Raw genomic sequence first — 22,249 nt, forward strand, 5'->3', positions numbered from 1 at the left:
TTACCCTTTTATCTTTTTTTGCTAGGGCTTTCCCCCCATAATAGCTTTTCTTTAAGCACTTTAAAATAATCCCTTGAATTTTTTTGTAAGAGTTTGGTGGTCGTGGGGCTTTTTTGAATGTATAGGGGTTGGTTGGCTTTTAAATCATAGGTGGCTTGCCCGTCAATAACTACAAGAGCGTCTTCATGAGTGCAAAAATTCAAGCAAAATTCCGCTCCTAACACTAGGGGGCGTTGCGTTAAAGAAAAATCGCACAAGGGCGTTAAAATATAGCTCTGGCTTAAAGCATGCACAATCGGCCCATGAGCGCTCAAATTATAAGCGGTCGAGCCTAGGGGCGTGGCAATGATAAGCCCATCGCCTTTATAGGTGTTAAAGGGCGTATGACCCGCATAAGCTTGAATGTCTAAAACCCCTAAAGCTTTTTTTTTAGCGATCACAATTTCATTGATCGCATAAAAAGAGGTTTTCCCGATACGGCCCTCTAAAGCCAAATGCTCTTCTAATTTGATTGTGTTGTACTTGAGATCTTGTAAAAAATCTTTCAAACCATTCAATTCAACCGCGCTCAAAAACCCTAAATTCCCTATTCTAACCCCAAAACATGGCTTATTGTAAGAATGCGTCATTCTTAAAGCCCCTAAAATCGTGCCATCGCCCCCCAAACATAAAAACGCATAAGCTTTTTCTATCAATCGTTCGTCTTTTACCCCATCAACGCTATCAATCATAAAGCTTTCAAACCCCTCATCTTCTAAAAGCTTTAAAACCCATTCTTTAGCTTGCTCTAGCTTTTCAAAAAGAGGGTTTTGATAATGGGTGGGCCGCACAAACACGCCGATAGTTTGATGTGAATCTTTCATGCGTATATTGTAGCTTAAAGCTTGAAACAAAATTTTAAAAAAGGGGGTTTTAGCCGCTTTTTTATCATCTGATGTAAAATCCATGAAAAGTTTTTATTTTTATTAATGTTTCATTCTTTAATCGTTTTTAATGGTTTTTTGGGTATTCTTTTTGAGAATGTAAGCATTATGTTAAGGAATCACACATGAAAAAATTTTTTTCTCAATCGTTGTTAGCTTGGATTGTTTCTATAAATGCACTATTAGCTATGGATGGCAATGGCGTGTTTATAGGGGCGGGTTATTTGCAAGGGCAAGCCCAAATGCATGCGGATATTAATTCTCAAAAACAAGCCACTAACGCTACTATCAAGGGCTTTGATGCACTTTTAGGGTATCAATTTTTCTTTGAAAAACACTTTGGCTTGCGCCTTTATGGGTTTTTTGACTACGCCCATGCCAATTCTATTAGGCTTAAAAACCCTAACTATAACAGCGAAGCAGCGCAAATAGCGGGTCAAATTCTTGGGAAACAAGAAATCAATCGTTTAACAAACATTGCCGATCCTAAAACCTTTGAGCCAAACATGCTCACTTACGGGGGGGCTGTAGATGTGATGGTTAATGTCATCAATAATGGCATCATGAGTTTGGGGGCTTTTGGTGGGGTGCAATTAGCCGGCAATTCATGGCTTATGGCGACGCCGAGCTTTGAGGGCATTTTAGTGGAGCAAGCCCTTGTGAGCAAAAAAGCCACTTCTTTCCAATTTTTATTCAATGTGGGGGCTCGCTTAAGGATCTTAAAGCATTCTAGCATTGAAGCGGGCGTGAAATTCCCCATGCTGAAGAAAAACCCCTATATCACTGCAAAAAATTTGGATATAGGGTTTAGGCGTGTGTATTCATGGTATGTGAATTATGTTTTCACTTTCTAGGGGTGCATCCCTAGAGCTTAAGCACGCTCTCAATGATGTCAATCAGCTCTTTTTTTCTTTTTTCTAAGCTTTTGGGCGTCCATTCTGTGTAGCAGCACACATCTTTAGTCATATTATAGCAAGTCATCACACTAAAAATTGTCTTATTGCCTAGCGTGACAGGTTTCCCATATAGATTTCTTTTTTCTCTTTGAAATCCAAATTTGAAGCTTGAGCGTTTTTCTTGCCTCCTAAAAGCGTGAGGTTGGCTAAAGAATGCGTGTATAACTCTCTTTCTTCTTCGCTAAAGTCTTTAACCCATTGGCTTGAAGAATTAGGCTTTTGAGGTAAAATGTGTTCAATATGAAAATTGTTCACTTGAATGCGTTTAGGTCTAGGATCATCGCTTATGGAATATTCCACTAAAATGAGAACGGGTCTGAGCCATGAATTTTTTGAAGCCTTTGTGTGTTTTTCATACAAATGGTCATCTTCTAGTTTTTCCCTAAAGTGTTGTGTTATCTTATTGTCATCTAAATATTTTTTCACAATAGAAGCGATGCTCTCTACACTTTGCTCCTCTTTTAGGGCTTTAATGATATTGCAATTAATTTGTTTTTTAGGTTCTTTTTGCTCTACAACCCAATTTTGGTAATAAAACTTGACTAACAATTTTTTTAAAGCCTCTATGTCTTGATCGCTATAATGGTGCAATATGCTAGTGCACAAAATAACGCGCCAAAAATCAGAGGCTAGATAAGAAAGCAAATGAGCGTGCCAATCTTGCATTTCTAACACTTTACAATAAGCGTTGTAAAAAGCTTCTACATTCTCAAGGTATTCGAATGGGGTTTTATCAAGTTTTTCAAACTGATCGGCAAGTCTTTCTTCCATGCTTTTCCCACTAGTTACCGGATTGAGATAGGTTAAATACCAGCTGAATAATATTTCTGCGGCGTTTTTCTCTCGCTTGTTCTCTTTTCTCTTTGGAAATTTTGACTCATTCTCTTTGCATTTTTTTGCACAAGGCATTCCAACAAGACGCAAACTATTCTTGATCCTTTTCTATAAAGAGTTTTTTTTTGCAACTCCACCTTAAAAACATCTATCGCATGCAAGGGCAAACCCCTAGCGTTTAAAACACTAAAAATCCTTAACGCCATGCTTATATTGGAGCAAGTGGTTTTGACAAATACGATCTTAAAATACAGCCATTTAATGAAATCGTTAATGTCTCCAATCTCTTTGTTTCTGAGATAGTTTTTTAAACAAATCGCATTTTTTAGGTAATTATTCTTATCGTTGCTTTTAGGAGCATCATTGAAAGAAGTTAAGGCGTCTTTAAAATCTTTTTTAGAATTAAACGCCATAGCGTTAAAATTCAATCGATCTCTTTTTTCTTCATCAGTATCGCCCAAACTCTTTTCTAAAAAATCTCTGCTAATTTTGTTTAAATCTTTATCATAAAGGGTGGCTAAAACTTTTGCAAGCAGAATGAAAGTGCTTAAGCGTTGCTGGCCATCTACAATATCATAGGTTTTAGCCTTGGTTTTGGAATCTGTGCCAATTGCGATTAAGACTAATGAGCCGCAAAAATAATCGCTTTCGTTATAAAGTTCATAGCTAGAAAACAAATCGTCTAAAAGCTTTTCGCAGTTTTTTTCTGTCCATTGGTAAGGGCGTTGGTAAATCGGGATTTGGTAATAAGAATCAAGTTCTGTAACTAAAATATCTTTTAATTTACAAGCTTCGCCTTTAATACTTTCATCTGCCATAAAAACCCCTTGTATTGTTTAAGATGGATTATAACATTAAAAAGTGTTTTTTTTTTTTTGAAATATTTCCACACATTAAGACGCATGGTTGATTGCCATGCTCTTTTTTACAACCTGTTTTTAAAGCTCCTTTAAAATTTCCAAAGGCTATTTGAACGCCAGATTGAAAGTTTTAGCGATGCCTTCTTGGGTGATATAGCCGTTATGAGCGCTCAAGCCTCCAAGGGTGTTTGCCACGATTTTAGTGTTGGCTTTTAAAAAGCCCTTCAAGCCATGCTCTAAATAATACAACAAATACGGCGCGCTCGCATGGCTATAAGCTACAGAGCTTGTTTTAGCGACAATCCCTGGCATGTTAGGCACGCCATAATGCAACAAATCCTCTTCCACATACACCGGATTAGAATGGCTTGTCTGGTGTATGGTCTCTATGCACCCCCCTAAATCGCAAGCCACATCTATCACTACCCCTTGTTTTTGCATGCGTTTTAAATGCCTTCTTAAAATCACTTTAGGGGTTTGGCTCGCTGTAACTAGCACCGCTCCCACTAGCCCCACCGCCCCGCTTAAAGCCTGAATGATATTGGCTTCATTCACGCTTAAAACTTCTAAATCATACAGATGATAATAGGGGTGGTTTTGCAATTTAGCGTAGTCTAATTCCAAAATCGTTACTTTAGCCCCCATTTGGCTTAAGACTTTCGCGCTCTCCATGCCAACCACACCGCCCCCAACTACGACAATTTTAGCCCTTTGCGTCCCGGATAAACCCCCTAGCATGACCCCCTTACCCATAAACCCCTTAACATGCTCTAAAGCCAGTAAATAATGCTGGATTAAATGCGCGGCTAACCTCCCAGCCACCACGCTCATAGGCGCTAAAATAGGGTAGTCGTTTTTAGGCCCGGCAATGGTTTCAGTGCAAATGGAAGTGATTTTTTTATCTATAAACATTTCGCACAAGCTTTTTTGATACGCTAAATCCAAATAACTAAATAGAGTAGCTTTTTCTTTTAACAAAGGGTATTCATGCTCTAAAGGCTCTTTGCATTTGACCACCAAATCCTGCCCCCACGCTGTTTTAGAATCCACGATTTTAGCCCCCACGCTCTCATACGCTTCGTTACTATAACCGCTATTAGCGCCGGCATGATTTTCCACTAAAACCTCCACGCCCTTTTGAATGATTAGCACCACATCATCAGGCACCAAAGCCACTCGTGATTCTAAATCCATGCTTTCTTTGACTAGCCCAATCGTCATGTTAATCCTTTAAATAGTAGTGTCAATTATGATTATATTCGCTCAATAAGACTATTTGAGTGCTTTTCGGTCAAAAACTTGAATGGTTTTACTCTTTTACACAATGAAATTGTTCTATTTATTATCCATTTGCTTATTAATAATTGGTTGTTAATTTTGGTTTAGAATGGGAGATACGAGTGGGGATTTCAAGGAGTGATAAAATGATTTTAGTAGGATTGGAAGCGGAATTAGGAGCCTCAAAAAGAGGCACCGATAAAGGGGTTAGGCGTTTGAGAGAAGTTTTAAGTGCAACGCATGGCGATTTGATTAAAGGCATGCAAACGATCATTCAAGAGCAATGCGTGCTTGATAAAGAGTTTAGATACGCTAAGAATTTTGAAGATTACTACCTTTTTTGTAAAGAAAATTTGATCCCTTGCATGCGAGAAGTGTTTGAGAAAAAAGAATTTCCTTTGATCTTAAGTTCAGAGCATGCGAACATGTTTGGGATTTTCCAAGCCTTTAGGAGCGTTCATAAGGACAAAAAAATAGGGATTTTGTATTTAGATGCGCATGCGGATATTCATACGGCTTATGACAGCGATTCAAAGCATATCCACGGCATGCCTTTAGGCATGGTTTTAAATCGTGTCCATAGCGGGTTTAATCGCATGAGCGAGAGCGAAGAAAAGGCATGGCAAAAGCTTTGCTCTTTGGGGTTAGAAAAGGGAGGGTTAGAAATTGATCCTAAATGTTTGGTGTATTTTGGGGTAAGAAGCACCGAACAGAGTGAAAGAGATGTGATTAAGGAATTACAAATCCCTTTATTTAGCGTGGATGCGATAAGAGAAAACATGCAAGAAGTGGTTCAAAAAACCAAAGAATTATTAAAAGCGGTGGGTATTATTTACCTCAGCTTGGATTTAGACATTATGGACGGCAAGCTTTTCACTTCTACCGGCGTGCGTGAAAATAACAGGCTGAGTTTTAATGAGTTGAAGCGATTACTGGGCTTGCTTTTAGAAAGCTTTCAAGACAGATTGGGAGCGGTTGAGGTAACCGAATACAACCCCACGGTGAGCACAAAACACACCAACGAAGAAGAAAAGCAGGTTTTAGAGATCTTAGATCTCATCATCAATAGCTGCAAAATTAAAGACAAGAAGCCATCTTTTATAATGAGTCCCTGATCGCTTTTTTAAACAAAACGATAAAAAGTTGAAAAATAAAACCCCTTTTAGCGTCAAAGAATGTCTTGTGTGTTTTAAGAACGCATGCAAGTTTATTGCGCGTCAAAAACGGGGATTTTTACTAGAGATTGAGCAAAATCGACACAATCAAAAAAAAAAAAAAGATTTTCATGCGATTAATAAAATTTTAAGAATTTTATGATAGAATCTCATGCGTTGTTAATTTTTTTTTGTTTTTATTACTTAATTGCGTTCGTTACTAGTGTGATTTTACTCAAAAAGTTTAAATTATTTTTTAATCTCTCAAAACATAAGGAGTTTTTCTTGCATAAAAAAGTTGTGTTGGCTTTAACGGCCAGTTTGATTTGCCAAGAGTCTTTGTTCGCTAAGGAAAAAGACTACACTTTGGGCAAGGTTTCTACTGCCGGTAAAAAGGATAAATCTGATTATTCTGGGCAGGTCAATTTGGGTTATAGCGGGATTACCGCACCTAAGAGTTGGCAGGATGAAGAAGTGAAAAAATACACAGGAAGCCGCACGGTGATCTCTAATAAAGCACTCACCCAACAAGCTAACCAAAGCATTGAAGAAGCTTTACAGAATGTCCCAGGTCTGCAAATTAGGAATGCGACAGGTGTAGGGGCTATGCCTACTATCCAAATCCGTGGCTTTGGAGCAGGGGGTTCAGGGCATAGCGATGCGACGCTTATGTTGGTTAATGGTATTCCTGTTTATATGGCTCCCTACTCTCACATTGAGCTAGACATTTTCCCTGTTACCTTCCAAGCCATTGATCGCATTGATGTGATTAAAGGCGGGGGTAGCGTGCAATACGGGCCTAACACTTATGGGGGTATTGTCAATATCATCACTAAACCTATCCCTAACCAATGGGAAAACCAAGCGGCTGAAAGGATCACTTATTGGGCTAAGGCTAGAAACGCCGGGTTTGCCGCTCCCCCTGATAAAACCGGCGATCCTTCTTTTATAAAGTCTTTAGGCAATAACCTTCTCTATAACACTTATGTGAGAAGTGGAGGGATGATCAATAAGCATGTGGGTATCCAAGCGCAAGCTAACTGGGTTAGAGGACAAGGCTTTAGGGACAATAGCCCCTCTAATATTTCAAACTATTGGCTAGATGGGGTCTATGACATCAATGAAAACAATGGGATTAAAGCCTATTACCAATACTACGATTTTGCTATCGCTCAACCGGGATCACTCAGCGAGCAAGATTACAAAATAAACCGCTTCGCTAATTTACGCCCCATCAACCAAAAAGGCGGACGCTCCCAACGCTTTGGGGCTGTGTATGAAAACCGCTTCGGGGATTTAGACAAAGTGGGCGGGACTTTTAGCTTCACTTACTACGGGCAGTTGATGACTAGGGACTTTCAAGTGAGCTCTAGTTACAACAGTGCTAACATGGTTACTTGTTTTAGCGAAGCGGCATGCAGGGCGGCAGGACTTCCGGCAGGGTATAACTTGGCTGTGCCTTATTATGCCACCAACTACAATGGTTGGGCAGAAGTAGAAAATCCTGTGCGCTCCATCAACAACGCTTTTGAGCCTAAAGTGAATTTGATCGTCAATACCGGGAAAGTCAGGCAAACCTTTATCATGGGCTTGCGTTTCATGACTACCACTTTTTTACAACGCCAATACTTAAACACCAATGAATGCCCCACCAAAACGAGCGGTGAGGGGGCAGGATTCTTGTGTGAGGGCCCTAATGTGATGAGCGGTTGGCAACCCCACATCAAGCATGGCGTTTATAGAAACTGGAATAACTGGCGTAACAATTACACAGCAGTTTATTTGAGCGATCGCATTGAAGCTTGGGACGGGCGCTTTTTCATCGTGCCTGGTTTGCGCTACGCTTTTGTGCAATACAACAACGAAAATGCGGCTAACTGGGCACAAATCCCTGAGAAGGATTTAAGAAAAATCAAGCACATGAACAATTGGATGCCCTCCACCAACATTGGCTTTATCCCTGTGCAAGGCGATCACAATGTGCTTACCTACTTTAACTACCAACGCTCTTTTGTCCCGCCTCAATTAGACGTTTTGAGCTATGGAGGAGCGGAGTATTTTACCCAACACTTTGACACTGTGGAAGCAGGAGCGCGCTACAGCTATAAGGATAAATTTAGCTTCAATGCGGACTATTTTAGGATTTGGGCGCGCGATTTTGCCACCGGACAGTATTCAGTCTATACAAGCGGCCCTATGAAAGGTAATGTGCGCCCCATTAACGGCTATTCTCAAGGCGTGGAGCTGGAATTGTATTACAGACCTATTAGAGGGTTGCAATTCCATGCCGCTTTCAACTACATTGACACTCGTGTAACCAGCCATGGCCCTTTAACAGACTTGAACGGGGATGTGCTAAAAGGGACTAGCTATAACAAGCACTTCCCTTTTGTAAGCCCTTTCCAGTTCATTTTTGACGCTCGTTACAATTGGCATAAAACCACCATTGGTATTTCTAGCTATTTTTATAGCCGTGCTTATAGCGGGATTAGCAACAGTGCAGCAGGAGGCTATTACGGAATGCAATATTATAGTGGGGGGAACAACTATGAAAGCGTTCTCAATAGCGGTTATCAATGCGAAGCTTGGTGTATGACCCAACATGAAGGGCTATTGCCTTGGTATTGGGTGTGGAATATCCAAGTGAGCCAAATTTTTTGGGAAAACGGGAGACACAGAGTTACAGGAAGTTTGCAAATCAACAACATCTTCAACATGAAGTATTATTTTACAGGGATTGGCTCTAGCCCTGCAGGCTTGCAACCTGCACCTGGAAGATCGGTTACAGCGTATTTGAACTACACTTTCTAAAGGCTTTAAAAAGGAGGGGGATTGTTGTGCTATGGTGAGCCGCTCAAATGAGCTACTTAGCGATTTGATTGAGATGATGGAATCTTCATTTAAGAACGCTCCAAATAAGTCTCTTTGAGGCTGGCCTTAGCCCTTTGCCAATTGGGCAAATACAAACTCAATAAATCCCTAAAATATTCGTTATGGTGGTGCGCTTTTAAACGCAATAATTCATGCACAACCACATATTCAATGCCCTCGCTAGGCGCTTTAGCCAGTTCCAAATTAAAAAGCAAGGTGCGTTTAGCCATGTTGCAACTCCCCCATATCCGTTTCATTTTTTGGATTTTAAAGCTTTGTATGCTTTCGTTTAAAATCTTTTCATACTGGTTGATGTAGGTTTGTATTTTTTCTCTTAAGACTTGTCTGTAATAGTCTTCCAACACTTTTAAGCGGTTTTTTAAGCTTGTTTTTTGACTAGCATGCAAGATTAAATATTTAGGGCTTTTAAGGACGAAGTGTTTTTGCGTGGTGTGTTCCATCTTTAACAGATAGCGTTTCCCAAAAAGATAATGGCTTTCTCTTTCTAACATCCCTCTTTGGCTTTGTCTGTTTTGGTTTAAAAAATTTTGTTGCTGTTCTTTGATCCAAGGGAGTCTTTTAATCAAAGAAAGCCTGAGACCCTCATCGCTTAAAGCTAGGGGGCAAGACACATGCACAGAGCCATCAGGCGGGCAAACGCTAATATGTAAATGCTTAATATCCTTTTTTTCTATAGCGATGTCTGTATCGTTTAAAGTCAAACAATAAGCCTTCATTAACAATACTCCTCTGTGTTTTTGGCTAAATTAAAGATCTCTTCTAACAAATCACCTTTTATGATTTGTTTTAAAGCGTTTTTAAGGATTCTTTCTTTTATAAGATGCCCCACCCAATCAGCTTTTTTATTACCCCTTATGCATGCGTCTATTTCTAGGGCTAAGGCTTCATTTCCATCTAAATTATCATAGAGGGTTTTTAAAGCGTCAGTGTTGATCTTTTCAGGGTAATTTTTATCTTTTTTATGGATAACTTGTTTGGCTAAATCGTGGATTTGTTGCAAGTATTCTAAATGGGTTAATTTCTTTTCTCTAAACTGGCTGATCAAATCGTTTAAAAGCGAAGATAAATTTTCGTAATATTTAGGATCGCTCGCTTCTTCTTCTATAATGCGTTTTCTGGTGTTGTTAGCGATGCTTTCTGCCATAGAGCTTTCGTTTTTAAACACTTGAGACAGCACCTTATTAAAATCATTAACATCCATTTGGGCTAAAACTTCGCACAGCCCTTGATCTTGCATTTTAATTAGCGTCTTGCTATCCGTGGCTTTAATGTAAGCGTCTAAGATCCAGTGCATGTATTCGCTATAGCTTTTTAAATCCACGCTATCCCCACTATTTAAGCCAATCACCTTTTGTAAATGCCTATAATCTTGCACTTCTTGTTTGATTTTTTGCATTTCTTCTTTAGAATAAACGGGATTTTCTGAGTTGTTCAATTCCACAAACATCCTTAAAAACGCGCCAACAAGCTGGTAAAACAACCGCCTTTTTTGAGCGTTTTTTTCCAAATCGCTCCCACAAAAATAAGCGATATAATCCGTTTCATCTTTGGGCTCTTCCACGCTTTCACAAAGCGATCTTAACTGCCCTCTAATTTCTTCTAATTTTTTCTTAATCTTTTGGGTTTTGTCAGAGATAAGCCCTTGAATGTCTTCTCTTTCATAGTTTTCAAACGCCCCATTAGTGTAATCGCTGTGCGCTTCTTGCAAGCTATCAAACAAATCGCTATAGTCTATGATGTGGCCAAAATCCTTATCTCCACCATCCAGCCTATTCACCCTGCACACCGCTTGAAAAAACCCATGATCTTGCATTTTCTTATCAATGTATAAATAAGTGAGGCTTGGCGCATCAAAACCGGTCAATAGCTTATCCACCACGATCAATAGCTTCATCCTAATAGGCTCTTTAATAAAACGCCTTTTAACTTCTTCTTCAAATTCTTTGGTTTTATTAAGGGCATTTTTCTCATCTTTTTCATTAAAAAATTTTTGCAGCATTTCGCAATAAGTGCGGTATTTGTAACTCTCTTCGCTCTCATCGCTCCCGCATTTAAGATCGGCAATATTGGGTTCATAGCTTGTGATCACAGCCACCTTATCTTTTAATTCTGTTTTTGAAAAGAGTTCAAAATACCGGCATGCGTTATACACGCTTTCAGCCACTAGCATGGCATTCCCCTTTCCATTCTTTAATCTTGGGAGTTTTGCCATATCCAACACAATATCTTGCACAATATGTTCCAATCTGTCTTTAGTGGAAAAAAGTTTTTGCAAATTAACCCATTTCTTTTTAAGCTTTGCTTTGGCCGCATCATTCAAGTTTTGGGTTTTTAATTCAAAATATTCGTTTAGCTTTTTATCGTTACTGACATATTGATCCACGCTCCTGGCTTCATAAGTTAAATCTAACACCACTTTATCGCTAACGGCTTCATTGAATTTATAGCAATGGATATAATTCCCAAACACTTCCTGGCTTGTCTTTTTATCTTGTTTCAACAAAGGCGTGCCGCTAAAGGCTATAAAAATCGCATTAGGGAGCAGGCTTTTCATGGCGTTGTGCAATTTACCGCTTTGGGTTCTGTGGCATTCATCCACTAAAACAATCCATTCTTTTAAAACGGGTTGTTTTTTAAGTCTTCTAAGTCGTTGTCATCAAATTTATGCACAAGCGAGCTAACCAAAGATTTCTTATTTTCAAACAATGCGCTCAATAAATCCTTCTTGCTTTCTGTGCGATGCATTTTCTCGCCTGTTCTCTCAAACACGCTTTGAATTTGAGCGTCTAATTCCCTCCTGTCTGTAACGATTAAAATCCTTGGTTCTTTGGTATTACTTTTTATCCATTTAGTCAGCCACACCATAGTGAGGCTCTTGCCACTGCCTTGCGTGTGCCAGATAATCCCCCCTTCTTTTCTGCGGATAAATTCTTGCGTTTTTTTAACCGCAAAATACTGGTGGAACCTGGCGCATTTCTTTTGACCTTTATCAAAAATCAAAAAATCATGGATAAATTCTAAAAACCTTTCTTTTTTTAAAAAGCATCCAATCGTCTCAAACAAATTTTTTTGAACGCCCTCTTCTTTCCAAGAAAGGTAGTATTTTTCTTCCGTCTTTATGACGCCGTATTTTAGCCCTTGACTTTCATTGCCCGCCATAACCAATTGGATCGTTTTAAAAAAATCTCCAATAAATTCTTTCTTTTGGTTGTCTAAATTTTGCCTGATAGTGCTTTCTACGCTCACGCTGGATTTTTTTAATTCTAACACCCCTAAAGCGATCCCATTAACATAAAGCACCACATCCGGCCGTTTCATGTTTGGCCCTTTAACGCTCACTTCTTCAGCCACGCTAAATTCATTCTTAGAAACATCTTTCCAATCAATGAGCCAACTTGTTTGGGTTGGTTCATTCTGGCTTATTTTCGTTTTCACGCCATAAATTAAAAGCCCGTAAAATTTTTGATTCGCTTCGTATAAGTCGTTTTTTAAAGCGTTATTGATTTCATGCTCAATTTTATGCCACCTTTCATTATTGATTTTTTGATTTTTAACTAGCCATGCTTTCAAGCTTTCTTTATTAATGTTTTCATTATCGCTCTTTATTAAATCCCCTAAATACGCATAGCCCATGGTTTTAAAAGTTTCTATGACTTGTTTTTGAGCTTCTTTTTCTGTTTTCACCATAAACCCCTTAAGAACGCTTTTTATCGCTTTATATTATAATCCTAAAAACAAAATAGGGCGATTAGAATGGCGATCAAAAAAAGCGAATTGTATAGCTCTTTATGGGCTGGGGCGGATAGCTTAAGGGGCGGAATGGATGCGAGCGAGTATAAAAACTATGTTTTGAACCTGCTTTTTTTTAAAATACATCAGCGATAAAGCCAGAAATGACGCTAAAAACCATACTCCTAGCGCCATAGAAGTGCCGCAAGGGTGCTTTTATGAAGACATTCTCGCTTTAGAGGGCGATAAAGAAATAGGCGACAAGCTCAATAAAATCATCGCAGAAATTGCAGAGCGCAATGACTTAAAAGGCGTGATTGACAGCGTGGATTTTAACGATAACACGAAGCTTGGAGAGGGTAAAGCGATGATGGACACCCTTTCTAATCTGGTTAAAATCTTTGCTGATTTGAGTTTAGGCGCGCATGGGGCTTTAGACGATGATTTATTGGGCGACGCTTACGAATATTTAATGCGCCATTTTGCTAGCGAATCCGGTAAATCCAAAGGGCAGTTTTACACCCCTAGCGAAGTTTCGCTTTTATTATCCCTTTTGCTTAGCATTGATGGAAACACCAGACCGGATAAAAGCATCTATGACCCCACTTGCGGGAGCGGTTCGTTATTACTAAAAGCTTCTAGCTTGGCTAGCGAAAAGGGCTTAAGTATCTATGGTCAAGAAAAAGACATTTCCACAACAGCCCTTTGTAGAATGAATATGATTTTACACAATAACGCTACTGCTGATATTGCTAAAGGGGGTTTTAGCACCCTTTCTAACCCCCTTTTTATTAAAAATGGCATGCTGAAAACCTTTGATTATGTCGTGGCTAACCCTCCCTTTAGCTTGAAAAACTGGACTGATGGGCTAAGCATAGACCCTAAAAGCAAGCAAGTCATTAATGATAGATTCAATCGTTTTGAAGACGGCACGCCCCCTGAAAAAAAACGGCGATTTTGCTTTTTTGCTCCATATCATCAAATCCTTAAAAGACACAGGCAAAGGGGCAGTGATTTTACCCCATGGGGTGCTATTTAGGGGGAATGCTGAGAGTGCAATCAGAAAAAATCTTTTAACAAAAGGCTATATTAAAGGCGTGATAGGCCTAGCCCCTAATCTTTTTTATGGCACTTCCATTCCTGCATGCGTGATTGTTTTAGACAAAGAAAACGCGCACACCAGAAAGGGCGTTTTTGTGATAGATGCGAGCAAGGATTTTAAAAAAGACGGCAATAAAAACCGCTTGAGAGAGCAAGATGTCCAAAAAATGATAGACACTTTTAACGCTTTAAAAGAAATCCCTTATTATTCCAAAATGGTAAGCCTAGAAGAAATCAGCGCTAACGACTATAACTTGAATATCCCACGCTACATTGCCGCCAAATTAGAATCCGAAAAAGACTTGTTCGCTTTAATCAACAGCCACAAAGCCAAGTTTTTGCCAAAAAACGAAATTGAAAGCCTCGCCCCTTATTTTAAAGTGTTTAAAGAACTTAAAAACACGCTTTTTAAAAAGAGCGATAAAGAGGGTTATTACGCTTTACAAACAGAATGCAAAAACTTTAAAGATCTAATCACAAAAAGATTAGAATACCAAACCTTCCACACTTCTGTTTTAAACGCTTTTGACCGATTGGATTTATTGACAACTTTTGACAATTTAAAGCCAGGTTTTAACCCAAAAACCCTAATAGAGAGCGTTTGTCAAAAAGTCTTAAAAGAATTTGAAAAGGTAGAGATTTTAGACAAATACGGCGTGTATCAGCTCTTTAAAGATTACTACAATCAAGTTTTGCAAGACGATTGGTTCCTTCTTTCATTCAATGATTTTATAAGCGCTAAAGAATTGAGGAAATTAAACCCCCTAAAAGACAAAAACAAAAGAGCCAACTATTTAGAAGAGCCGGATTTTGTCATCCAAAAAACCTATTATAAAAGCGATCTGATCCCTAAAAACCTGATCAAACAACGCTTTTTTGAAAAAGAAGCCAAAGAATTAGAAGAATTAGAAAACGCCCTTAATGAAAAAGAGGCCAATTATGAAGAATTTATAGAAGAGCATTCTAACGAAGAAGGGCTTTTTTATGAATTGAAAATCAATGAAAGCGTTTTGAAAAAAGAGCTAAAAAACGCCACCGATTCAGAAGATGAGAAAATCCTAAAAACCGCTTTAGAATTGCTAGAAGCTAAAAACAAGGTGCTGAAAATGAAAAATAAAGCCCATGAGGAGCTGGAATTAAAAGCGTTCCACCAATATAAAAACCTGAAATTAGATGAAATTAAAGATCTCATCATCAAAGACAAATGGCTTAACAGCTTGAAAAACGCCCTAGAAAACAAAATCCAAAAACGCATCAACGCTTTCACTAGCGCCCTTAATGGAATCATTTCAAACTACTCTAACAGCTTGTTGGAATTAGACAAAGAAGTCAAAGAGAGTGAATCAAAAGTTTTAGAGCATTTGAAAGATTTGGGGGTTGTAGTTTGACATTAAAAAGTTTGGAGTGCCTTTTGACTAGCGTATCCTCGCTATGAGACCTCCAAACTGAAAGCGATTATAGCACAGGAAATTTAATGGGACTTGAAAATGAAGTTTTTAATCGCATTTTAAAGCATCTAGCCCTAAAAAACCCCCTTGCTTTCAAAAATAAGGGTTTAGATCAATTAAAAAAATCTATTAGCGTGTTGCGCTATGACTATCTCATAGGCGCTAGTAAGGAATTAGGTATTATATTACAAAAATACCCCAATAAAGAAAATGAGATCAATAACCTTTTTGATTTTTTAATGCATTTTTACAACAAACGGACTAAAACGCACCACATGCTTTTTTTATGGATACATTTTTTTGAAACGGCTTTGCGTTCTAAAATAGCGGTTATTTTGGCTCAAAAACACAGCAGCAAGGATATTGACGATTGGTTTTTGTCTAAAAAGCTTAGCCATGAGATTGAATACTTAAAAAAACCCACCATTTAGAAAGCTTAAAAGGATACAATGGCTTTCAAATCTTAAATTTATTCACTCTTAACACTTTAAAAACCATTATCAAAATGTATTGGAGCGATTTTAAACCCTTATTTGCAGATTACAAAACATACAACGAACATGTTTTGCCAACCTATGGCACTTGGGAGCATTTTTTAAAGGCTTTCAGCTTGATAAAAAAAGCCAGGAATGACTTATTCCACAACAACCCTTCTAAAATCAAAACAAGTTCACTAGTTAAAAACATTGAAATCTTGCTATTAAGGCTGGATTTTAACCCTAAAAACGCTTTTGATAACACCCTAAAATTAGAGCGCACTATCTTTTTTAAGACCATTCAGGAGAACGCATGGACGCATTAACAACACCCTTAAATTGGCAAAAAATAAGGCTTGGGGATATTGCTGAAATTAAAAGGGGTATTCGCATAACAAAAAATGAATTAGATATATTTGGAAAATACCCTGTGGTTTCAGGTGGAGTTGGCTTTTTGGGTTACACAAACAACTTCAATAGATATGAAAATACAATTACTATCGCTCAATATGGAACGGCTGGTTATGTCAATTTTCAAAAAATAAATTTTGGGCTAATGATGTTTGTTTTTGTATATACCCTAATAAAGATATTATAAAAAATATTTTCTTGTATTATTTTTTGAAAGTTAATCAAAATTATTTATATGAAATTTCAAATAGAAATGCTACACCTTATAGTATTTCAAAAGATAAAATTTTAGATTTTGAAATCCTTTTACCCTCTCTAAACGAACAGATCGCTATCGCTAACATTTTAAGCGATTTGGATCGTTATCTTGATGCTTTAGACGCTCTCATTCTTAAAAAAGAGGGCGTTAAAAAAGCTTTAAGCTTTGAACTATTGAGCCAAAGAAAACGCTTGAAAGGCTTCAATCAAGCTTGGCAAAGAGTGAGGCTTGGGGATATATGCGAAATCACAACCGGTTCATTAGATGCAAATGAAATGGTTTCTTATGGAAAATATAGATTTTATACATGTGCAAAAGAATATTATTTTATAGATAAATACGCTTTTGACACAGAAGCAATTTTAATTTCTGGAAATGGTGCGTATGTAGGGTATGTGCATTACTATAAGGGCAAATTTAACGCCTATCAAAGAACCTATGTGTTGGATAATTTTAGCGAACATATTATATTTGTAAAATATTTTTTAACAATGTTTTTGCAATCCCATATTCAAACAAATAGAAATGAAGGTAATACCCCTTATATCGTAATGGCAACTTTAAAAGATTTTGAAATCCTTTTACCCTCTCTAAACGAACAGATCGCTATCGCTAACATTTTAAGCGATTTGGATAATGAGATCGCTAGCCTTAAAAACAAAAAACGCCAATTTGAAAACATCAAAAAAGCTTTAAACCACGATTTAATGAACGCTAAAATCAGGGTTTTAGAAAAATAAGCACCCCAAAAGTCAAGAACAAACCCGCTCACAAGGAAACCCTTAAGCTTTTAAATTTAAGGGAACTTTGGCTAATGCATTGCTTTTCTATAGAAAAGACTGCTTTAAACCCCTTAAAAGAGATTCTAATGTATAATACAAGAGTTTTTATCATGTTTTCTTTTCCATGATAAACCCTTTTAACCGGATTTGCCCCATATCGCAACTATGGGGGCGTAAGATATTTATAATAAACCCCCTTAAAACTTCATCCAATCAAACGCTAAAACAAGGCGTTTTTAAAACATTAAAGAATTAGCGTTATTGAAGCGGTATTTTTTAAAACTAGTGCTTCAAACAATCTTCAAACAAATATTGATGCTCGCAAGGTAAAGCGTCAAATAAGGCTTTGGCTAAATCTTGCATTTCTTTTAAGGCTTTATTACTGCTTCTTAAAGTCAATAAATTTTGCAAGCTCCTAGCGTTAATGCTATACGCTAAATGCGTTTTATAGCTCTCCGGCATGGCGTATTTGGCTAAATCGTTTTTAATGTTATGCTCGCTCAATAAAACCCTGAGATTTTCTAAAGCTAAAACGCTCATTGCATTCACTTTTTCATTATCCACAAACACTAAAAACTCTTTGGCTCTCGCTAAATTCGTTTCATTAAGAGGTAAAAAGCTCTCCACTTCTTTCAACTCCCTTAAAGTGTAGCGGCTTGATTTCACGCTCAAGCTCGCTATTCTGTGCCGGCTCAATTCTTGCAACGCTCCCCTGCTCAAACCCTTGATTTCAAAATTGTAATAAAGATGCTCTAAAGTGGAAGAATGCCTAAAAATATTCCCCACCCTGTGGATCAACTCCTTATCTTTAGAGCCTCCATCATCGCTGTATTCAAAACTCTGCCAGCAAGTGCGGATCGCTTGGCTTGCAATGTCTAAAGGGGTGTAATGCTTACAAATCACTTCCATTATCTGACTCCTAATATCGCTTTTATTCCACGGTAACGCTTTTAGCTAAGTTTCTTGGGTGATCCACATCGTGATTTAAACGCATAGCGATTTCTAAGGCTAAAAGCTGCATCGCTAAATTCATGCGGAAAAATTCTTCCATGTAACTTCCGCTCTCTTCTAACTGGATAAAATCATCAGCGATCTCTAAAATTTCAGAGCTTAACACGCAAATCGTAGAATCCCTAGCGCTCAATTCTTCAATATTGCTTTTGGTTTTATCAAACAACAGGTGCTTAGACAATAGAGCAATGGTAAAAAGATTAGAATCCACTAACGCAATAGGGCCATGCTTCATCTCCGCGCTCGCATACCCCTCAGCGTGCAAGTAGCTGATTTCTTTAAGTTTCAACGATCCTTCTAAAGCGAGCGGGTAAAACACATCGCGCCCGATATAAAAAAAGCCATGCCCATGCAAGTAGCGTTTGGACAAGCGCTTGATTTTTTCATGCAATTTAGGCTCTACTTTCATCGCATTCACGCTATTTAGCATGTTTTTAGCTTGGATTTTTTCTTCTTCTTTAGAGATTGTCCCTAGCTGTTTGCCTATATACACGCTCAAAAGCCACAAAAGCATCACTTGCGAAGAAAACGCCTTAGTGGATGCCACGCTCCTTTCTATCCCCGCTCTAATCAAAAGCGTGCGATCGCTAATGCGGCTCATCATGCTAAAGGGAGCGTTACACAAACTAATGGTTTTAAGCCCTTGGGCTTTGGCTAATTTTAAAGCCTCTAAAGTGTCAGCGGTTTCGCCACTTTGAGAAATCGCTATAAAAAGCTCGTTAGGGTTGCTTTTAAAATTGGCGTAGCGGTACTCGCTCGCTAAAATGGCCCTCGCTCTTATTTTGGTTAATCTTTCAAACAAATACACGCTCGCCAAACTCGCATGGTAACTGCTCCCACAAGAACACAGCGTGATTTCACTCGCATTCTCTAAAAATTCAGGATCGATTTCGCAATACACATTCAAGGCTTCCAAACGCCCCTCTAAACACTCTAACAAACTGCTATGCTGCTCATAAATCTCTTTTTCTAAATAATTCCTAAAATCCCCTTTAGAATAATCCTTATTCTCAAAAGCGTAATCTTTCATGTTTTCAATATGTTTTAAATCTTTAAAATTTTCTAAAGAAATCTGCCCCACGCTGTTTTCTTCTAAAATGACAAATTGATCCACTTTAGGAGCTAACACGCTCAAACTTGACGCAAAAAACACCCCCTCTTTGCCCTTACCCACGATTAAAGGCGAAGAAGATTTAGCGTAAAACAAGCTCTCTTTAGCCCTTTTATGGAGCATTAAAATCGCATAACTCCCTTTTAAAAGGCTGATGCTTTTTTCAAAAGCTTTCAATAAATCGCTCTCGCTTTTAAGCGTTTCTTCTAATAAATGCGCAATGACTTCCGTGTCCGTTTGGCTTAAAAACGCATGCCCTTTGTTTTTTAATTCTTTTTTCAAGTCCGCGTAATTTTCAATGATGCCATTATGCACTAAGGCTAAATTTTCTGTGAAATGCGGGTGGGCGTTTACACTGCTTGGCTTGCCATGCGTGGCCCATCTGGTGTGAGCGATACTCACGCCAAAACCCAAAAACTCTTTATTTTTAAGCTCTAGTGTAAGGTTTTCTAATTTCCCTTGAGTTTTAAACACTTCCAAACGATCATTACTCAATACGGCTAAACCAGCGCTGTCATAGCCTCTGTATTCTAATTCCTTTAAGCCCTCTAAAAGAATGGATTTTTTCTCGCTATCCCCTATATAACCTACAATCCCGCACATTTAAAACACCAATAACCCTTTTTTGATCTTATTTAAAGCGTTAATAAGCTCCTTCAATCGCTCCACTTCTTCGCTTAATTGCGTAAAAAACGCTTCATTCACGCCCTTTGGCATGTCCATGCTCCCTCTTTTAATTTCAATAAAATCCCCCAAACTCAAATTCGCTAATTTTAAAAGCATTTCAATTTCATTTTGCGAGTCTTCAATCTCCGCTAAAATCTTGCGTATTTTTTCAAACATTCAACCGCCTTTAATTTCAGAATGTTCCATGATAGCTAAAGTATTCTTATAAGCTTTTGAGCGTGTCTTCTAAAATTTGTTTAACTTTGGCGTGGTTTTCTTTAAATTCCTTATGTGCGTTAAGCCCTGCATGATTACTCACGCAAAAAATCCCTTTAGCCTTCAAAGAAAACGCCCTAGCCACGCTTAAGACGCTAAAAAACTCCATGTTTTCTAATAAAACGCCCTTTTGAGCCATTTTTTTAGCAAACATTTCGCTGGTGTGGATATAGTTACTGCTATTCACACACACCCTTTTAAAAAGAGCTTCCTCTTTGGTTTCTATTTGAATGAAATTATCCAAAGGCGTGTAGCTGTTTAAATGGCTAAAACTCTCTTCAACTTGATAGCCGCAAACGCTTTCAAACACGCCTAAAAGCTCAATTTCTGGGCTATAACTCCCCGCGCTCCCTATAAAAATAAGGCTTTCTGTATCAGGGTTTTTTAGGCACATTCTCGTTAAATTAATCGCACTCTCTATCAAACCCACACCAATAGGAATCGCTCCCTTTAAAGTTTCATTCCTTCCAGCGCAAAGCAGCATGAAAATCCTTTTTTTCGCATCCATTAGTTTATTATGAGTAAGCATTATAGACAAACCCTTAAAAGAAACACCTTAATTTTAAGGCTTCATTCACATTTCATTCACATGTTATTCCTTTTTCATTCACAACTTATTCACGCTATAATAACGCCATGGATACCAACAACAATATTGAAAAAGAAATCTTGGCGCTAATCAAACAAAAAGTTAGCCCCATAGAGTATGAAAATTGCTTAAGCCAACTCAAATACAACCCTAATGCGAGCAAAAGCGACATTGCCTTTTTTTATGCCCCTAACATGCTCTTATGCAATTGGATTACGGCTAAACACGGCGCATTGCTTAAAGAAATTTTAAGCCAAAATAAAGTCGGCATGCATTTAGCCCATAGCGTGGATGTGCGTATTGAAGTAGCGCCCAAAATCCAAATTAACGCTCAACCTAATATCAATTACAAAGCGGTAAAAACGAGCGTCAAAAACTCTTACACTTTTGAAAATTTTGTCGTAGGATCATGCAATAACACCGTTTATGAAATCGCTAAAAAAGTCGCCCAAAGCGATACCCCCCCTTATAACCCGGTGCTTTTTTATGGCGGCACAGGGTTAGGCAAAACGCACATTTTAAACGCTATCGGTAACCATGCCCTAGAAAAGCATAAAAAAGTCGTGTTAGTCACTTCGGAAGATTTTTTGACAGACTTTTTAAAGCATTTAGACAACAAAACCATGGATTCTTTTAAAAAAAAATACCGCCATTGCGACTTTTTCTTGTTAGATGACGCTCAATTTTTGCAAGGAAAACCCAAACTAGAAGAAGAATTTTTCCACACTTTTAACGAATTGCACGCTAACAGCAAACAAATCGTATTGATTTCAGACCGATCGCCTAAAAACATCGCCGGTTTAGAAGATCGCTTAAAATCGCGCTTTGAATGGGGGATAACCGCTAAAGTCATGCCCCCTGATTTAGAAACCAAACTTTCCATTGTCAAACAAAAATGCCAGCTCAATAAAATCACTTTGCCTGAAGAAGTGATGGAATACATCGCCCAACACATCAGCAACAATATCCGTCAAATGGAAGGCGCGATCATTAAAATCAGCGTGAATGCGAACTTAATGAACGCTCCCATTGATTTAAACCTCGCTAAAACCGTTTTAGAAGATTTGCAAAAAGATCATGCTGAAGGCTCAAGCTTAGAAAATATCTTGCTCGCGGTCGCGCAAAGCCTAAATCTCAAATCCAGTGAAATCAAAGTCTCTTCGCGCCAAAAAAATGTCGCTTTGGCGAGAAAATTAGTCGTGTATTTCGCTAGACTCTACACCCCTAACCCCACGCTCTCGCTCGCTCAATTTTTGGATTTAAAGGATCATTCAAGCATTTCTAAAATGTATTCTAGCGTTAAAAAAATGCTTGAAGAGGAAAAAAATCCCTTTGTCTTAAACCTTAGAGAAGAAATCAAAAACCGCCTGAACGAATTGAACGACAAAAAAACCGCTTTCAATTCAAGTGAATGAAAAAAGGCTTATCAAAAAGCGTTTCATTCACTTTTTTTCGAATCTCACAAACCCCCTAAAAACGCGCATCTTTAAAGC

At 38.2% G+C, this 22,249-nt stretch carries 11 protein-coding genes and 5 pseudogenes; 7 read left to right on the forward strand and 9 right to left on the reverse strand.

The window, feature by feature from the left end:
* Positions 1-8: 8 nt before the first annotated feature.
* Positions 9-863: an NAD(+)/NADH kinase gene (locus AA974_RS06785; protein WP_064434088.1), complete on the reverse strand. Its 855-nt coding sequence runs from the start codon at positions 861-863 to the stop codon at positions 9-11.
* A 185-nt stretch (positions 864-1,048) separates the two neighbouring features.
* On the opposite strand from AA974_RS06785, the gene AA974_RS06790 reads away from it, so the two are divergent.
* Positions 1,049-1,777: an outer membrane protein gene (locus tag AA974_RS06790; RefSeq protein WP_064433922.1), complete on the forward strand. Its 729-nt coding sequence runs from the start codon at positions 1,049-1,051 to the stop codon at positions 1,775-1,777.
* 10 nt (positions 1,778-1,787) lie between these two features.
* Here AA974_RS06790 and AA974_RS06795 read toward each other — a convergent pair.
* A pseudogene (locus AA974_RS06795) lies at positions 1,788-3,531 on the reverse strand (DUF262 domain-containing protein).
* Positions 3,532-3,678: 147 nt separating this feature from the next.
* Positions 3,679-4,794, reverse strand: a complete 1,116-nt coding sequence (locus AA974_RS06800) for an alanine dehydrogenase (RefSeq protein WP_064433923.1) — start codon at positions 4,792-4,794, stop codon at positions 3,679-3,681.
* Positions 4,795-4,997: 203 nt separating this feature from the next.
* On the opposite strand from AA974_RS06800, the gene rocF reads away from it, so the two are divergent.
* On the forward strand, positions 4,998-5,966 hold the full coding sequence (gene rocF / locus AA974_RS06805; RefSeq protein ID WP_064433924.1) for an arginase: 969 nt from the start codon (positions 4,998-5,000) through the stop codon (positions 5,964-5,966).
* A gap of 324 nt (positions 5,967-6,290) precedes the next feature.
* A complete protein-coding gene (locus AA974_RS06810) occupies positions 6,291-8,816 on the forward strand; it encodes a TonB-dependent receptor family protein (RefSeq protein WP_064434089.1) in 2,526 nt (841 codons plus the stop codon).
* 89 nt (positions 8,817-8,905) lie between these two features.
* Here the strand turns inward: AA974_RS06810 and AA974_RS06815 are convergent, their stop codons facing one another.
* The gene (locus AA974_RS06815; protein WP_064433925.1) at positions 8,906-9,613 is read right to left on the reverse strand and encodes a M48 family metallopeptidase; all 708 of its coding nucleotides are present in this window, start codon (positions 9,611-9,613) and stop codon (positions 8,906-8,908) included.
* A pseudogene (locus AA974_RS06820) lies at positions 9,613-12,581 on the reverse strand (type I restriction endonuclease subunit R). The gene AA974_RS06815 and the pseudogene AA974_RS06820 overlap by 1 nt, the downstream one beginning before the upstream one ends.
* A gap of 69 nt (positions 12,582-12,650) precedes the next feature.
* Here AA974_RS06820 and AA974_RS06825 point away from each other — a divergent pair.
* From AA974_RS06825 to AA974_RS08275, 3 pseudogenes are all read left to right on the forward strand, one after another.
* A pseudogene (locus AA974_RS06825) lies at positions 12,651-15,115 on the forward strand (type I restriction-modification system subunit M).
* A gap of 86 nt (positions 15,116-15,201) precedes the next feature.
* Positions 15,202-15,977 (forward strand): annotated as a pseudogene (locus AA974_RS06830) (CAAX protease).
* Positions 15,965-17,061 (forward strand): annotated as a pseudogene (locus tag AA974_RS08275) (restriction endonuclease subunit S). Before AA974_RS06830 ends, AA974_RS08275 begins: the two co-directional pseudogenes overlap by 13 nt.
* A gap of 324 nt (positions 17,062-17,385) precedes the next feature.
* Here the strand turns inward: AA974_RS08275 and thyX are convergent.
* Genes thyX through AA974_RS06855 form a run of 4 tightly spaced genes read right to left on the reverse strand, consistent with a single transcriptional unit; the run spans position 17,386 to position 20,651 of the window.
* Positions 17,386-18,012: an FAD-dependent thymidylate synthase gene (thyX, locus tag AA974_RS06840; protein ID WP_000451934.1), complete on the reverse strand. Its 627-nt coding sequence runs from the start codon at positions 18,010-18,012 to the stop codon at positions 17,386-17,388.
* Positions 18,013-18,034: 22 nt separating this feature from the next.
* The gene (gene glmS / locus AA974_RS06845) at positions 18,035-19,828 is read right to left on the reverse strand and encodes a glutamine--fructose-6-phosphate transaminase (isomerizing) (protein ID WP_064433926.1); all 1,794 of its coding nucleotides are present in this window, start codon (positions 19,826-19,828) and stop codon (positions 18,035-18,037) included.
* Entirely contained in the window at positions 19,829-20,068 is a 240-nt protein-coding gene (locus AA974_RS06850; RefSeq protein WP_000461845.1) for a DUF2443 domain-containing protein, read from the reverse strand. It lies immediately after the preceding gene.
* A gap of 46 nt (positions 20,069-20,114) precedes the next feature.
* Positions 20,115-20,651 carry a nucleoside phosphorylase-I family protein gene (locus tag AA974_RS06855; RefSeq protein ID WP_064434090.1) on the reverse strand — a complete coding sequence of 179 codons (537 nt, stop codon included), beginning with the start codon at positions 20,649-20,651 and terminating at the stop codon, positions 20,115-20,117.
* A gap of 152 nt (positions 20,652-20,803) precedes the next feature.
* On the opposite strand from AA974_RS06855, the gene dnaA reads away from it, so the two are divergent.
* The gene (gene dnaA / locus AA974_RS06860) at positions 20,804-22,171 is read left to right on the forward strand and encodes a chromosomal replication initiator protein DnaA (protein ID WP_064433927.1); all 1,368 of its coding nucleotides are present in this window, start codon (positions 20,804-20,806) and stop codon (positions 22,169-22,171) included.
* The last annotated feature ends 78 nt before the right edge of the window (positions 22,172-22,249 follow it).

The organism is Helicobacter pylori (assembly GCF_001653475.1).
GTDB lineage: Bacteria > Campylobacterota > Campylobacteria > Campylobacterales > Helicobacteraceae > Helicobacter > Helicobacter pylori_CM.

What these genes read in the sequence shown, in the direction of transcription:
- AA974_RS06790 (WP_064433922.1), top strand. Translation starts at nt 1,049, where the DNA reads ATGAAAAAATTTTTTTCTCAATCGTTGTTAGCTTGGATTGTTTCTATA.
- AA974_RS06855 (WP_064434090.1), bottom strand. Translation starts at nt 20,651, where the DNA reads ATGCTGCTTTGCGCTGGAAGGAATGAAACTTTAAAGGGAGCGATTCCT.
- AA974_RS06850 (WP_000461845.1), bottom strand. Translation starts at nt 20,068, where the DNA reads ATGTTTGAAAAAATACGCAAGATTTTAGCGGAGATTGAAGACTCGCAA.
- AA974_RS06785 (WP_064434088.1), bottom strand. Translation starts at nt 863, where the DNA reads ATGAAAGATTCACATCAAACTATCGGCGTGTTTGTGCGGCCCACCCAT.
- AA974_RS06800 (WP_064433923.1), bottom strand. Translation starts at nt 4,794, where the DNA reads ATGACGATTGGGCTAGTCAAAGAAAGCATGGATTTAGAATCACGAGTG.
- AA974_RS06815 (WP_064433925.1), bottom strand. Translation starts at nt 9,613, where the DNA reads ATGAAGGCTTATTGTTTGACTTTAAACGATACAGACATCGCTATAGAA.
- glmS (WP_064433926.1), bottom strand. Translation starts at nt 19,828, where the DNA reads ATGTGCGGGATTGTAGGTTATATAGGGGATAGCGAGAAAAAATCCATT.
- rocF (WP_064433924.1), top strand. Translation starts at nt 4,998, where the DNA reads ATGATTTTAGTAGGATTGGAAGCGGAATTAGGAGCCTCAAAAAGAGGC.
- thyX (WP_000451934.1), bottom strand. Translation starts at nt 18,012, where the DNA reads ATGGAAGTGATTTGTAAGCATTACACCCCTTTAGACATTGCAAGCCAA.
- dnaA (WP_064433927.1), top strand. Translation starts at nt 20,804, where the DNA reads ATGGATACCAACAACAATATTGAAAAAGAAATCTTGGCGCTAATCAAA.